Consider the following 14,311-nt stretch of genomic DNA (forward strand, 5'->3'; position numbering starts at 1 on the left):
GGACAGCGGGTGGAAACGAGAAGCCGAGACGGAGCCTCAGTAGTTGGCGGCGTCGCCGCGACCGGCCGACGATTCGCGGTCCGAATGTACGGCGGCGAAGTCGTCTCGGGCGTCCCCGCCGACGCTCGTCGCAGGCGACCCCGCGGGCGTCGATTCGGCGTCGCCGGCGTTCTCAGCGACCCGGTCGGTGGGAGACTCCGTCGCGTCCTCGGCGGTTCTGAGGGTGACTGCGACGGTCGTGCCGCCGTCGGGGTCGTTTTCGACCGCGATGCTCCCACCGAACTGCTCGACGAGCGCGGCGACGAGCGAGAGACCGGTTCGGGAGTCGGGCGTCTCCGCGACGGTCTCGCCCGCGTCGAGGAGGGCGTCCTCGGGGAACGACGCTCCGTCGTCGGAGATGCGGACGGTCACGGTCTCCGCGCCGCGCTCGGCGCGCAGGCGGACCTGCGGGCGCTCGGCGTCCGCCCGCTCGACGGCCGTGACGAGAAGGTTCCGAAAGACCGCGGAGAGCATGCTGTGGGCGAGGACGTTCACCTCGGGGAGGTCGCCGGCGACGACCACGCCGGCGTCGTGCGCGGCACGGACCTTTCGAAGCTCCGTCTCGACGGTCTCGGCCAGCGGCTTCGGTTCGAGGTCGGCGGCGCGGTCCGAGGTGAGCACGTCGGTGAACTGCGCCGTGCTCTCGGTGAGGTCGATGATGCCGTTGCTCGCGGCGACGATGTTCTCCAGTCGCTCGTCGGCCGCCGACCCCGCCTCCTTCCGCACGACCGACGCCCACCCGCGGATGACCAGCGCGTCGTTGCGGATGTCGTGTTGGAGGACGCGGTTAAGGACGGCGAGCTGTTCGCGCTGTTGGCGGAGTTCGGTCTCCCGTCGCTGGCGCGCGACGGTCCACCGATAGAGGCCGAACACGAGGAGCACCGCGCCGACCGCCTGCGCGCCGTCTTCGAACAGGTAGCTGAACCAGACGGGCTGTTCGACGAACTCGTCGAGGAAGTCGGTCAGCGCGAACAGGTACGAGGCCGCGACGCCGCCCGCCAGCGGATAGAAGACCGATGGGTCGCGGATTCGTTGCACCACGAACAGACACGCGAAGAGCACGGCGACGACGACGCCCTCGCCGACGAGGTCGAGCGCCGCCGTCGTCGGGTCCGGCGGGAGCGCCGCGAGTTGCGCGACGACCGGGACGGCCGACCCGGCGGCGACTGCCCACGGGAGGTATCGATGCGTGGCTCCGGCGGGTTCCTCGCTTGCCCCCGCTGATTCGTCGTCCACTCCTTGCGTCCGTGTTTCGGGTTTCATCTCGGTTCACCACTCCTCGAGCGTCTCCCGCGTCCGACCGGCGGCGTCTGTCTCGCGTGCATACGCTCGTTGACGGCGATGTCCGATGAAGTGGTTGCTATGTGGGTTGTCTGCCTCACTTTCCGTTCGGTAGCTGTCCCCCGTGTTCGGTAGTCGTACGGAGTCGAAAATAGTTCGCGGGGCGACGCGTGCCGTCAGCTCAGGTGAACACCCAGACCGCGGCGACGAACAGCAGCGACCCGAAGACGAACGTGACGTCTCGGGTCCGCACCATCATGCCCTCGGTCCGGAGGGCTTGGCTCCGCTCGTCGCCCAGCGAGCGCGAGAACCCCTTCGTCTCCATCGCCTCGACGGTGACCCGCGAGCGCTTCGCTACGTTGAAAATCAGCGGATAAAACGCCTTGACCGAGAGCGTCAGCAGGTAGGAGAAGTAGCGCCACCTGAACAGTCCCTGTTTCTCGGGAACCTTGCTCCGGAGGCGGAAGGAGTTGATGAGCGCGTGGTACTCCTCGACGAGAAGCGGCATCATCCGGTAGCCGTAGGCGATGGCGAACGTGAGCTGACGGGGGACGCCCAGACGCAACATCCCCTTGCTGAGTTTCTGCGGGCTCATCGCCGAGAAGACGGCGAGGCTGATGACCGAGATTATCGTGAGCTTGAGGAAGAACGGGACGAGCGCCCCGACGGCGTCGATTCCGACTTCCTGACTGGTCGTGGCGGTGTGGATACCCCGGCCGACCGCGGCTACGACGATAGTCCCGGTCTCGGCGAACACGCTCACATCACCCGTCGTGACGCCTTCGACGACCCGACCGGCGTTGTCACCCAAGTGGCCCACCGCTCGCATCGCCCCGCCGATGAGCGGGACCAACACCACGAAGAAGCCGACGTTGGTGACTTGACCGAACAGGAGCAACGCGAGGAGGTATTTGCTGACCTGCGAGAGCGCGGCGAGCGCGAAGGCCGCCGCGAGCAGGATGGCCAGCGGGAGCGTGTCGTAGAACAGCCACGGGATAATCATGAACAGCACGGTCCACACGAGCACCACGCGCGGGTCGAAGCTGTTCAACAGCGCGTCCTCGTTGTCGTAGGCCGTCCGCATCAAATCGACCTTGATGTCGGCGACCGAGATGTCGGTGAGCGCGTCGACGTACTTCATCGCGTCCCCCCATCGGACTCGGCTTCGTCGTCGCTATCGCCGGCCTCGTCGATGCCGCCGCCACCGCCATCTGCGACCACGTCGCCGCCGAGCGACCGCGCCAGCGTTTCGCACATCGCGTCGGTGCTGAGGGCGGGAGATTCCAGCCCGAGTCGCCGGCTCAGTTCGACCACCTGCGGCTGGCGCAGGTCGGTCTCGGCGAGGAGGTCCGGGTCGGAGAACACCGCCGCCGGCGGCGCGTCCGCGAGCACCTCGCCCTCGCCCATGACGAGGACGCGGTTGGCCCACGCCGCGACCAGTTGCAGGTCGTGCGAGGCGACGACGACGGTCTCGACGCGGCTCTCGGCCTTCCGGAGCATGCCGGTCACTTCGCGGCGGCTCTGGAGGTCGAGACTGCCCGTGGGTTCGTCCAAGAGGACGACCGTCGGGTCGGTCGCGAGCCCGATACCGAGCGACGCGCGGCGCTGTTGGCCGAGGCTCATCAGGCGGCCGTCGCGGTCCGCGAGGTGTTCGAGGTCCAGATACGCGAGAATCTCGTCGACGCGGTCGTCCACGTTCGGGGCGTCGCGGTTTTCGAGGTAGTAGGCGATGTCCTTGCGGACGGTGTCCTCGACGAACATCTCCTCGGGGTTCTGGTGGATGTAGACGGTGTCGTCGGCCAACTGCTCGGGAAGCGTCTCGCTCGTGTCGCGCCCGAGAACCGTCACCGTTCCCCGGTCGGGGGACTCTAACCCCGTCAGCAACCGCAACAGCGTCGACTTCCCGGAGCCGTTGGCTCCGACGAGCGCAACCCGGTCGCCCGCGTGCAGTTCGAGGTCCAGTCCATCGAGGACGTGGTTGTACCCCTCTCGAAGCGTGGGGTAGCCGTGGCCGACACCGCGCATCGTCACCAGCGCGCTCTCGTCCCGCTCGTGGTCGGTCGGTGCGCCGTCGGTGTCCGCACCGGTAGTCGAGACCGCGCCGCCGTCGACCGCGGCCCGCGACCCGCGCGCAGCGGCGGGCTGAAACGCCGTCGCCGCCTCGTCGACGGTCACGGGATACCGTCCGTCGGACAGGGTCCCGACCTCGGACGGCAGGCCGTCGGCGATTTGCGTGACCTGCGGCGGGTGGATGTCGTGGGCGAGTAGGTCGTCGAGCCTGTTGAGCCCGACTTCGACCGGTTCCTTCCAGGCGACCCCGCCGTCGGAGACGAGCACCATCTCGTCGCAGTAGTCGGCGATGAACTCGGAGTGGTGTTCGATGACGATTATCGTCTTGTCGCGCTCCTCGTTGAGTCGTCGGAGCTGTTCGTACGTCTCGCGGGCGTTTCGGGGGTCGAGCTGCGCGGCGGGCTCGTCGACGAAGATGAACTCGGGGTCCATCGCCAGCACCCCCGCGAGCGCGACGAGGTGTTGCTGGCCGCCGCTCAGCTCCCAGATGAACCGGTCTTCGAGGTGGTCGAGGCCGAGGGTTTCGAGCGCGCGGGTCGCCCGTTCGGCGTAGTCGTCGAGCCCGTGGTTGAGGGGCGCGAACTCCACGTCGTCGCGGACCGTCTCCTGAACGAGTTGGTTCTCGAAGTCCTGAAAGACGTAACCGACCGTCTTCGAGAGTTCGGCCACGTCCGACTCGCGGGTGTCGGTGCCGGCGACGCTGACGCGCCCGTCGAACGTCCCCTCGAAGAAGTGCGGGATGAGGCCGTTGAACGTCTTACACAGGGTTGTCTTTCCGCTTCCGTTGCCACCGACGACGGCCGTGAACTCGCCCGGCTCTATCGTCACGCTCGCGTCGCGCAGTACCGCCTCGTCGCCGCCGGGGTACCGAAACGTCAGGTCCTCGACGACGATGTTGTTGCTGCTCATGAAAACAAAAGATGGGGGTTCAGTCCTGCAAGCCGTCGACCTTGCGCTGGCGGTAGGCGACGAGCCCGAACGAGATGACCGCCGCGATGGCAATCGGCACGAACAGGAACGCTTGGCCGTACGTTTCGACGAACTCCGGCGTGAACGTGACGAGCCCGCCGCTGGTCTCGCTCAGCGTCTCGAACGCGAACGCGACGGGTATCAGCGCCACCCACGCGATGAGTCGCTTCAGCGACGTGCGCGTGAACATCGGGCCGTCGCGGCCCTCGACGGGGCTCATGCCGAGCAGCGGTTCGATTTTCCCGCGGAGTCGCGGGTAGAGGAACAGCGTCGGAATCGCCCCGAAGACGACGCCGGCGATGATAATCTGAAGCAGCGCCCCGATTCCCTCGGTTGCCCACACGGTCTCGGGGAGCCACGAAATCGCTTCGAGCTCTTCGACGCCGACGTAGAACTTCCCGACGTCGATGAACCACGCCGCGGTCTCTTCCATCGCCTTCGCGAGGAAGCCCACCGCCGCGATTTGCTTGACGTTCTTCGGGTCCGTGATGAGCGACATCGCGAAGAACCACGACAGCGTGATGACGATGAGGCCCTCGACCGCGCCGAGCGCGCTGAAGTCACCGATGAGAATTTCACCGAAGACGATGCCGCCGACCGGAATCGCGAGACAGGCCCAAAACGACCGGAAGAGGAGAACGACCGACATCGCGACGAACCAGAACGGTCCGATAGAGACGCCTAACCCGCCTATCGAGAACTCCGGCAGGAGTTCCGTAATCATGCTCTGCAAACCGTGCAGCGACATGACGAGGATGAACGCCATCATGTCCCTGTGGTCGAAACTGAACGCACTACTCGAGTTGTTGGACGTTGTCACCATCCGGGTGGTGGTCGTTAAGCGAATTGGTTAATCGTTGGTATGAGCACAGCGTACGACTGTATATCCGACTATACTCTGTGGAGTAATCGGTGGCAGTACATAGCAATCACAGCAGTATATCGCGCTCCGGACGCCGGCCGGCCGCGGCGCTCGCGGACCGATTCGGATGCGACTGCACGAACTGCTCGCATCGAAAAAAGAACGGCGCGGAACCGGGAATCGAGCGGTGGCGACGCCGCCGCCGCCGACGCCGACACCGACCCCGAGCCCGACCCCAACCGTCAGGCGTCGGTCGCGCTCACGCAGCGCTCGACATCGGCGCGGGACTTCATCTCCAAGACGTTGTACGGAGCACCGATGTCCGCGGCGACCGACCGGAACGACGGGAGCGGTTCGTGCGCGTCTTCCGTCCCGTCGTTGTCGTGGAGGTGCGCGACTTGAATGCGGTCACCGAACCGCTCGACGAACCGCTCGTAATCGACGCCGGTCGCCTTCGCGTGCCCCACGTCGAGCGTCAGCTTCAGGAACTCGTCGCCGACGCCGACGTCGTCGAGGAACGCGGCGAGTCGGTCCGGAGTCGCCGTGTGACGACGCGTGCCCGGTTTGTCGCGCTGGTTTTCGAGGCAGACCGGGACGCCCACTTCGGCGGCGAACTCGGCGCACTCGCGGAGTGTTCGGACCGCCTGCTCGCGGGTGTGCTCGCGGACGTGGTCGGGGTAGCGCGTCCGAACCGACCCCCCGTGGACGATGACGCCGCCGGCGTCGATTGCCGCGGCGAGCTCGATTGCCTCTTTGGTCGCCGCGACCGCGGCGTTCCGAAGGCGCTCGTTGACGTTTCCGGGTGCGACATCGAGGTGCGGGCCGTGGACCGTGTAGCTCACGTCGAGCTCCTCGGCGACCGCCCGCAGGCGCTCGGCGTCTCGCTCGCCCGGTTGCACGTCCAGATACCCCGCGCGGAGTTCGACGTGGTTCAGGTCGAACCGCCGGAGGAACCCGGCGAACGACGCGACCTCGTCGGCGTAGCGGATATCCATCGACGCGCCGAAGCGCGGTCGCTGGACGGGCGTCGCCTCAGACATCGACCCGGCTCGCGGGGACGAGGCGGTCGCCGCGGAGGACGGGCACGACCGACCGAGAGTCGATAGCCGTCTCGAACTCGTGGAGGTCGCGCCGCCGAATCTCGTGTTTCTGTTCGTATCGCGGCCCCTTCGCGGTCACGAGGAGGCGCGCGTACCGCTCGCGGTCGCGGTCGGTGAGGCCATCGCCGTGGAGGCACTCGTCGATGAGCGCCGCGCCGAGGGTGTCGTCGGGCGTCGGCTGGCCGCTCGACCCGCTGGCGACGATGGTGACCGGCCGCCCGCGGGCTTCGAGCAGGTCCGCGACCGCCGCGGCGTTCGTGTAGCCGCCGACGAACACCTCGACATCGGACCCGCCGCGCTCGCGGAGCGTCGAGACCGCGCGCCCGCCGTTCGTGGAGGTCATCGCGGTCGGCCGCCCGTCGAGGTCCAACTGCTGGACGTAGCTCGGCGAGTTGAAGAAGTCGTAGCCGGGGTTCGGCTCGTAGTCGTCGGTCTTGCCGCCGCCGATGAGACAGTCGGGGTGGTCCTCCTGGTACGCCGGTTCGTCGCCGCGCTCGTCGGTCACGTGGACGTACTCCGCGCCGAGCGCGAGCAGTTCCGCGACGGTCGCCGAGAAGTGGGTCACGTCCACCACCACGTAGTCGCCCGGCGTCGGCTCCGCCGGGATGTTCTCGCAACCCTCTATCAACGTCTCTACGAACGGCTCTGTCTGTCGTCCATCTGCGGACATAACCCAGGCTCTCGACAACACCTACAAGTCAATTGCTAGTAGCGATATATATCGACCCGTACTATCAGTAGCTCGAACACCTCGTTCGACGACACCGGGGTCGCGGAGAATACTCTGAAAACGAACTATTTTCTACTAGAAGTTCTGATAATTCTTTCTCGCCGGTCGGGGTCCCGACCGCGGCTTGGAACGACGACGTTCCTCCGACGAACCGTCTGTCTCACTCCCTGTCGATTCGGGGGCGTACAGCACCACACTCGGCGTTGCTTCCTTCGAGCTAGCCGAGCAGTCGGGAACGTCCCACTTCGGTCGTGATTTGGACGCGTTCCCGAATTGTTTGATGCCCCGAAACGCACCCGCTCCACCGCGGCGCGTGCGACCGCGTTCACACCGCCACGAAGATATCACCGTAACACCCGCAATCGCCTGAATTTCACCCGTTCGTGGCAAACGACGCCGTCGTCGTGGTTGGGGCTATCGACGCGGGAGTCCCGTGGTCGGCTCCCAGTCCGCCGGCGGTTTGCCCCGACTTCGGTCGCTTCGGCCACGAGACGGAGAGACGAATATATCAGTATAATTACTGTCTTACTGTTTGATTAGTGAGCTTCGAAAGCGTCCGTGGCCGCCGCGTCGTTGCCGCCGACAGCGTCTTCCACCGCCGGTCCAACGTCGATTCGGGATGACTCTCGCCGCCGAACGACTCCGCCGATTCAAGACGCCGCTCCGGTACGCGATGGGTTGCCTCTACGTCCTCGCCGGCGTGATGCACTTCGTCGTGCCGAACGCGTACGCGCAGGTCGTTCCGCCCGGCTTCCCGGCGGCGCTCGCGCTCGTCTACGTCTCGGGCGTCGTCGAAATCGCCCTCGGCGTCGGCGTCGGCGTCCGCCGCACCCAACGCGTCGCCGCGTGGGGGCTCATCGCACTGCTGATTGCGGTCTTCCCCGCGAACGTCTACATGGCGACGAGCGACATCGTGCTCGACGGCGTTCCGGCGGCGTTTCGGGAACCCTCGGACGCCGCGCTGTGGCTTCGCCTGCCGCTTCAGGGCGTACTCGTCGCGTGGGCGTGGTGGTACACTTGCCCGGAGTGCGATGGCGGCGTCGACTCGTCGTCGAACCGGTGACCGTCGCCGAGCGGATTGGTGTCCACCCCCACGCAGTCCGGCTGTTTTCGGAACCGAACGGAACTGATTCAAGCGCGCCGGTGTGAGCCGTACCCGATGACCGAAGACGACACTCACGACCACGTCGTCCCCGGAAGCGACGAGGCCATCGACTCGGCCGACGTTCGGGGCTACGACTTCGACGGCGCGTTCGACTTCGACGAGTTCCTCGACGCGTACGCGACGACCGGCTTTCAGGCGACGCAGCTCGCCGAAGCCATCGACATCGCGGAGGAGATGCAGGACGCGGATGCGACCGTCTATCTGACGTTCACCTCGAACATCATCTCGTCGGGCCTGCGCGAGGCCGTCGCCTACCTCGTCCGCGAGGGGTTCGTCGACGTGCTCATCACGACCTCTGGGTCGCTGACCGAGGACGTCATCAAGACCGCCAAGCCGTTCAAGATGGGCTCGTGGGACGCCGACGAGGGCGAACTCCGCGAGCGCGGCATCAACCGCCTCGGCAACATCTACGTCCCCTCCGACCGGTACGTCTGGCTCGAACAGTACCTCTACGACTTCTTCGAGGACTTCTTCGCGGAGGAGAAAGTGCGGACGCCGACGGCGTTCGCCCGCGAACTGGGCGAGACGCTCGACGACGAACGTTCGGTGTTGAAGCAGGCGGCCGACAACGACGTGCCGGTCTACTGTCCGGCGCTCACCGACGCCGAGGTGGGTAACTTCCTCTACTACTACCGGCAGGGCTACGACAAGGAGGTCGGCATCGAGATTCTCGACGACTACGACTCGCTCATCCAGGACGGCCTCCTCGCGGATGAAACCGGTCTCATCGCCGTCGGCGGCGGCGTCCCCAAGCACCACGCCATCATGACGAACCTCTTCCGCGGCGGCGCGGACTACGTCGTCTACATTTCGACGGGGATGGAGGGCGACGGCTCGCTGTCGGGCGCGCCCCCGAACGAAGCCGTGTCGTGGGGGAAAATCAAGGACCACGACACGAACTACACGCAAATCGAAGCCGAGGCGACGCTCGTCTTCCCGCTTCTCGTCGCCGGCGCGTTCAAGAACTAGCGCGTCTCCACCTCCGCATCCTATTGTCCCCTTTGTAGCGCTATGTGGGCGTTCCAACCGTCGAAAACGGCTACGTTAGGCTCATAGCAATTCCCTTTAGCGGCCGGTCGTGTTGCCCGAGTGATGGTATCAACAAGGCGGAGTTTCATCGGGGGTTCTGCCGCGGCGGTGGCGGGTCTCGCCGGCTGTCTGACGACGAGCAGTTCCGAGAGTGACGCCGACGCAACGGGTTCCGGTGGCGACGACGCGGAGACGTACGAGGTCGGCTATCAGGACTTCCAGACGAACATCGAGGCCGCCGCGTTCCCCGATATGCTGTACTTCTACTGCGTCCAGTCCGGGTGGATGAACTGGCCGTCGCTGATGCAGTCGTTCGAAGATTCCTACGGCGTGGCCGTCCACGACGACGACCGCTCGTCGGGCGAGGCGCTCCAGCACATGCGCTCGCACTCGAACAACATGACCCACTCCGGGTACAACGGCGGCTACACCTACGGCATCGTCGCCCGGAACGAGGGCTTCACGCAGGCGTACAAGCCGCAGGGGTGGGACAAGGTACCTGACTCGCTCAAGACCGACGACGGCCACGTCACGGCGACCCGTCGAGTGACGACGGCCGTGACCTACCGGAAGGACATCTACGAGGAGCGCGGCCTCGACGAGCCGACCACGTGGGAGGACCTGCTCCAGCCCGAACTCACGCAGGACCTCGCGCTCCAGACCCCGCAGGCGGCGGTCGGACTCGCGGCGGCGCTGTCGATTAACAACGCCCGCGGCGGTAGCATGGACGACCTCCAGCCCGTCATCGACTACTACGAGCGGATTCAGGAGGGCGGCGCTGAGTTCACCGACAACTTCCTCGCGCAGTTCTCCCGCGGCGAGTACGCCACGTTCATCCGGTACGACTACTCCGGGCTCGACCTCAAGTACAACAACGACGAGGTCGCAGAAGAGAACGTCGGCGTCGCGCTCTTGGGCGGCGAAAACGGGAACAAAGGCGCGCTCAACATGCCGTACGGCTACGCGCTCTTGGAGGCCGCGCCGAATCCGGCGGCGGGGAAGCTATTCATGGACTACGTCCTCTCGCTGGAGGGCCAACAGCAGTTCCTCGACGCCTACGTCAGGCCGATTCGCTCCTCGGAGCTGGAGCTTCCCGAGGAGTTCATCGACCCGGCCGAGTACGACCGGACGGAGTTCCAAGTCGACTACGGTCAGTTGGTCGACCGGCAGGAGGACATCATCCGAGAGATAACGCGCGGCGCGAACATCTGAGGATGTCCGACCGACACGCCGAGAACAGCTCGCTCTCGACAGTTCGGGCGCTCACGTCGCGGGTGGTCGGCGCGGTCGAGACCGTCGCGAACCCCGTCACCGAACGGGAGCGCGAGTACCGCCGCATCGTCGCGCTGTGCGCGCCGTTTGCCGCGTTGGTGCTCGTCGCGGGGCTGTATCCCCTCTCCGAAGTCGTTCGCATCAGCGTCTCGACCGCCCAGTACCGGTCGGTCGGGTTCTCGCTCGACGCCTACGCGACGCTGTTCGGGGATCCCTACTACCGCCGGGTGGCGTTCGACTCTCTGTGGCTGACCACGGGAACGACGCTCGTCTCGGTCGGGCTCGCCGTCCCCATCGCGCACGCCCTCGAAAAGTACGACCTGCCCGGCGAGGACCTGCTCGTCACGCTCGTCTCGTTTCCCATCAGCCTCCCCGGCATCGTCGCCGCGTTCATGATTCTGGTGCTGTTCGGGAACAACGGCGTCGTCACCGCGGTCGCGGCCGCCCTGACGGGGTCTCGACCCACCGACCTCGCGTTTGCGGTGAGCGTTCCGGGGCTGTTCGTCGCCTTCGTGTACTCGATGGTGCCGCGCGCGACGCTCATCCTCCGCGGGACGTACGCCGAGGTCGACTCGGCCGCCGAGGAGGCCGCCCAGGTGCTCGGCGCGACGCCGTTCGAGACGTTCCGGCACGTCACCCTCCCGCAGATTCGACCGGGTATCACCGGCGCGCTGATTCTCACGTTCCGGACGGGGCTGGCGATTTTCGGGACGCTCGTCGTCATCCAGACGCTCGTCGTCTGGACGCTCCAGCTCTCGCGGGAACTCGGCGTCGGCTACGACGTGCAGGTCGCCGGCGCGATGGCGACCGTCTACTTCGCGTTCACGTTCCTGTTCACCGTCCTCGGGCTTCGGTACACCAGCGCGGAGGTCGGCATATGACGCCGGCCCTCTCGCGCCGGTTCGGGCGGTCTGTCGTGGCGCTGACCCTGTTCGCGACGGTCGCGTTCCTCATCGCGCCCATCGTCCTCACCGTCGTCGCCTCGTTCGCCGCGAGTTGGACCGGCGTCCTCCCCTCCGGGTTCGTCACCTTCGAGAACTGGCGGGCGGTGCTGGGGCTCGCGGACACGATTGGCTCACAGCGCAGCATGGGATGGAGCCCCCTGTTCAGCCTCCCGCTCGGCGGCGAGACGCTGACGGTGTTGGTCCCGGCGGAGTTGGCGTTCAGCATCGGACTGGCGCTCGGCGGCGTCCTCATCAACCTCGTCGTCGGCGTTCCCATCGCGTACGCGGTCTCCCGCTACGAGTTCCCGGGCAAAGAGTGGGTCAACGCCGTCTCGGTGCTCCCACTCGTGCCGGGCGTTATCTTGGGCGTCGCGTTCCTCCGGGCGTATCCGGACCTCTCGGCGACGAGCTTCGGGCTCATCGTCGGCTACTCCCTGTTGAAAGCGCCGTTCATGGTGATGGCGGTGCAAAGCGAGTTCGAGTCGATGCCGCTGCGGCAACTGGAGGAATCGGCTCGCTCGCTGGGCGCGTCGTGGCCGCGGACGTTCCTGACGGTCATCGTGCCGAACGCCCGCTCGGGCATCGTCTCGGGAGCCATCATCTGTTGGGCGCTCGCGGCCGCGGAGTTCAACTTCTCGTACATCGTCTGGGCGAACGGCACCCAGCCGCTGGCGCTGTTCTTGCAGCGACACATCTCGAACAGCTCGTTCACCAAGGCGGCGGCCGCCGTGTCGATGTTCTTTTTCATCATCGTCGCGGTCACCCTCCTCTTGCAGCGGGTCGGTCGCCGCGGCTTCGACATCAGAGGTCGCTAATGGCAGACGTGACACTAGACGCGGTCCGGAAGGACTACGACGACACGACGGCGCTGGACGGCGTTTCGCTCACCGTCTCGGACGGCGAGATTCTGGGCGTCCTCGGCCCCTCGGGGTGCGGGAAGACGACGACCCTGCGAACCGTCGCCGGCTTCGAGACGCCGACCGACGGGACGGTCAAGTTCGACGGCGAGGACGTGACGAACGCTCCCCCGGAGAACCGCAACGTCGGGTTGGTGTTCCAGGAGTACGCCCTGTTCGACAACATGACGGTCACCGAGAACGTCGCGTTCGGGCTGAAGATGCGGGGCGTCGGGAAGCGCGAGCGACGGAACCGAGCCGCAGAACTGCTCGACATGCTCGACATCGACGAGATGGGCGACCGCGACCCGACGACGCTCTCCGGCGGCCAACAACAGCGCGTCGGGCTGGCGCGCGCGCTCGCCATCGAGCCGAACGTCCTCCTGTTGGACGAGCCGATGACGGGACTCGACGCCCAACTGAAGGCGCGCCTGCGGACCGAAATCGGCGCGCTCCTCGCCGAGTTGGACGTCACCGGCCTCTACGTCACCCACGACCAAGCGGAGGCGATGGTGATGTGCGACCGCGTCGCGGTGCTGAACGAGGGTCGCGTCGAACAGGTCGGAACGCCCCGAGAGATCTACGAATCGCCGGCGACCGAGTTCGTCTCGGAGTTCGTCGCGCTCGACGCGCCCGACCTCCCGTTCGTCAGCTGGTGATTCGACCGTAGCGACGCGAGTGCGACGGCGTCCGAGGAGAGATGCGGCAGTCGGTACACGCGGTCATCGCGGTCGAGGCGGAGCGTCTCGGTTCCGAACAGGCGGTCGGTGGCGCTTCGGACGCGCTCCAGTTCGGCGCGCGACTCGGAGGCGAGTCGCCACTGCGGCCCGAACAGGCGGTCGTAGCCGACGACTCGCCCGGGGTCGGCGTCCGCGTCGTCCGCGTCGTCGACGCGGTACTCCATCGCCAGATACCGGAACGACCAGTCGAAGACGCCCAGCGCGGTGAACGCTCCGGCGACGACCACCGCTCCCCCGAGCAGTTCGACCGCGACGCCGGGGGTCGTCGCGGTGCTGAGCAGGCCGACCAGCGTCAGCGAGGCCACCAGCGGGACCGAGAGCGGAGACCGTAGCCCGCGGACGACCCCGCCAACGACGACCGCTGACGGCCTCGGACGGACGATTTCGGACCCGTCCCGCGAACTCTCGATTCGCTCCCACTCGGGGGTGTCGGGAGCGAATCCGAGTTCGACCGACGTGCGCTCGTCGAACGCCTCCAGTCGGTCGCGGTAGACGTCGACGACGTCGGCGAGCAGTTTCACCGCGAGGACGAACGCAAGGACGAACGGCGGCGGGGCACCCGCGATGACGAACCCCCCGCCGACGAGGAGCGCCGAGCCGGTTCCCGCCATCGACGTGAGCGCCGACCGAAGCGGCTGCTGCGGCGGCACCGACGCGTGGGTTCCGCCGAGCAGGTACCGGCCCACGTCGATTGCGCGGCCGAAGATGACGGCGAGCACGCCCAAGCCGACAGAGAGCGATTCGGCGTCGGTCATCGTCGCGCCCGTGGTCTCCCCGACGCCGCCGACCCCGATTGCACCGAAGAGAGCCCAACCCACGCTGCCGACGGCGAGCGCCATCAGGATGGCCGGGAGGTTCGCGACCTGAATCGACAGCGGCAGGGCGGGAAGGCTGATGCGCCCGCGCTTTTCGGCCAGGGCACCGAACACGAGCCACGAGAAGCCGTTCGCCTCGTAGGTCGGCTTGCCCTCCGCGAACAGCGCCTTCACCGCGGCACCGACGAGACACGCGCCGAGTTCGACCCAGTAGACCGCCAACAGCGCCACGAGCGACCAGTCGAGCGCGAGCACGCCGACGAGCGGCACGGCGTTGACCGCCAGCAACACCGCCACTTTCGCTCGCCGCCTCTCGCTGGGAGTGAGCATTGTTGATAGGGAGATATTTCGCTCGGAACAGTTTGGTGGTCTGACTCGCGTCGGGTGACTGAGCCGCGC

The 14,311-nt window shown here is 66.7% G+C and carries 13 protein-coding genes; 6 read left to right on the top strand and 7 right to left on the bottom strand.

The window, feature by feature from the left end; all coding sequences use genetic code 11:
* Positions 1-36: 36 nt before the first annotated feature.
* The 6 genes from C458_RS01820 to C458_RS01845 all read right to left on the bottom strand — a co-directional run bounded on the left by C458_RS01820 (position 37) and on the right by C458_RS01845 (position 6,991).
* A complete protein-coding gene (locus tag C458_RS01820) occupies positions 37-1,275 on the bottom strand; it encodes a sensor histidine kinase KdpD (protein ID WP_008572718.1) in 1,239 nt (412 codons plus the stop codon).
* Positions 1,276-1,501: 226 nt separating this feature from the next.
* On the bottom strand, positions 1,502-2,461 hold the full coding sequence (locus C458_RS01825; protein ID WP_008572720.1) for an energy-coupling factor transporter transmembrane component T: 960 nt from the start codon (positions 2,459-2,461) through the stop codon (positions 1,502-1,504).
* On the bottom strand, positions 2,458-4,299 hold the full coding sequence (locus tag C458_RS01830) for an ABC transporter ATP-binding protein (protein WP_008572721.1): 1,842 nt from the start codon (positions 4,297-4,299) through the stop codon (positions 2,458-2,460). The genes C458_RS01825 and C458_RS01830 overlap by 4 nt, the downstream gene beginning before the upstream one ends.
* Before the next feature lie 19 nt (positions 4,300-4,318).
* Positions 4,319-5,182 carry a hypothetical protein gene (locus C458_RS01835; RefSeq protein WP_223174106.1) on the bottom strand — a complete coding sequence of 288 codons (864 nt, stop codon included), beginning with the start codon at positions 5,180-5,182 and terminating at the stop codon, positions 4,319-4,321.
* A 281-nt stretch (positions 5,183-5,463) separates the two neighbouring features.
* Positions 5,464-6,261 (bottom strand): sugar phosphate isomerase/epimerase, encoded by a 798-nt coding sequence (locus C458_RS01840; protein WP_008572724.1) that lies wholly within the window; start codon positions 6,259-6,261, stop codon positions 5,464-5,466.
* Positions 6,254-6,991: a 2-phosphosulfolactate phosphatase gene (locus tag C458_RS01845; protein ID WP_006600132.1), complete on the bottom strand. Its 738-nt coding sequence runs from the start codon at positions 6,989-6,991 to the stop codon at positions 6,254-6,256. Before C458_RS01845 ends, C458_RS01840 begins: the two co-directional genes overlap by 8 nt.
* 679 nt (positions 6,992-7,670) lie before the next feature.
* Here C458_RS01845 and C458_RS01850 point away from each other — a divergent pair.
* The 6 genes from C458_RS01850 to C458_RS01875 all read left to right on the top strand — a co-directional run bounded on the left by C458_RS01850 (position 7,671) and on the right by C458_RS01875 (position 13,016).
* Positions 7,671-8,114: a DoxX family membrane protein gene (locus tag C458_RS01850; protein WP_008572728.1), complete on the top strand. Its 444-nt coding sequence runs from the start codon at positions 7,671-7,673 to the stop codon at positions 8,112-8,114.
* Between the two features lie 96 nt (positions 8,115-8,210).
* On the top strand, positions 8,211-9,185 hold the full coding sequence (locus C458_RS01855) for a deoxyhypusine synthase (RefSeq protein ID WP_008572731.1): 975 nt from the start codon (positions 8,211-8,213) through the stop codon (positions 9,183-9,185).
* A 168-nt stretch (positions 9,186-9,353) separates the two neighbouring features.
* Positions 9,354-10,457 (top strand): extracellular solute-binding protein, encoded by a 1,104-nt coding sequence (locus tag C458_RS01860; RefSeq protein WP_008572733.1) that lies wholly within the window; start codon positions 9,354-9,356, stop codon positions 10,455-10,457.
* A gap of 2 nt (positions 10,458-10,459) precedes the next feature.
* On the top strand, positions 10,460-11,398 hold the full coding sequence (locus C458_RS01865; RefSeq protein WP_008572735.1) for an ABC transporter permease: 939 nt from the start codon (positions 10,460-10,462) through the stop codon (positions 11,396-11,398).
* On the top strand, positions 11,395-12,276 hold the full coding sequence (locus C458_RS01870; RefSeq protein WP_008572738.1) for an ABC transporter permease: 882 nt from the start codon (positions 11,395-11,397) through the stop codon (positions 12,274-12,276). The genes C458_RS01865 and C458_RS01870 overlap by 4 nt, the downstream gene beginning before the upstream one ends.
* Complete coding sequence (locus C458_RS01875) at positions 12,276-13,016, top strand: ABC transporter ATP-binding protein (protein ID WP_008572740.1); 741 nt, start codon at positions 12,276-12,278, stop codon at positions 13,014-13,016. Before C458_RS01870 ends, C458_RS01875 begins: the two co-directional genes overlap by 1 nt.
* Here the strand turns inward: C458_RS01875 and C458_RS01880 are convergent.
* Positions 12,938-14,242: a DUF6498-containing protein gene (locus C458_RS01880; protein ID WP_239638804.1), complete on the bottom strand. Its 1,305-nt coding sequence runs from the start codon at positions 14,240-14,242 to the stop codon at positions 12,938-12,940. The two genes, C458_RS01875 and C458_RS01880, sit on opposite strands and share 79 nt — an antisense overlap.
* Between the last annotated feature and the right edge of the window lie 69 nt (positions 14,243-14,311).

Origin of the sequence: Haloferax sp. ATCC BAA-644 (genome assembly GCF_000336975.1) — an archaeon.
Lineage (GTDB): Archaea > Halobacteriota > Halobacteria > Halobacteriales > Haloferacaceae > Haloferax > Haloferax volcanii.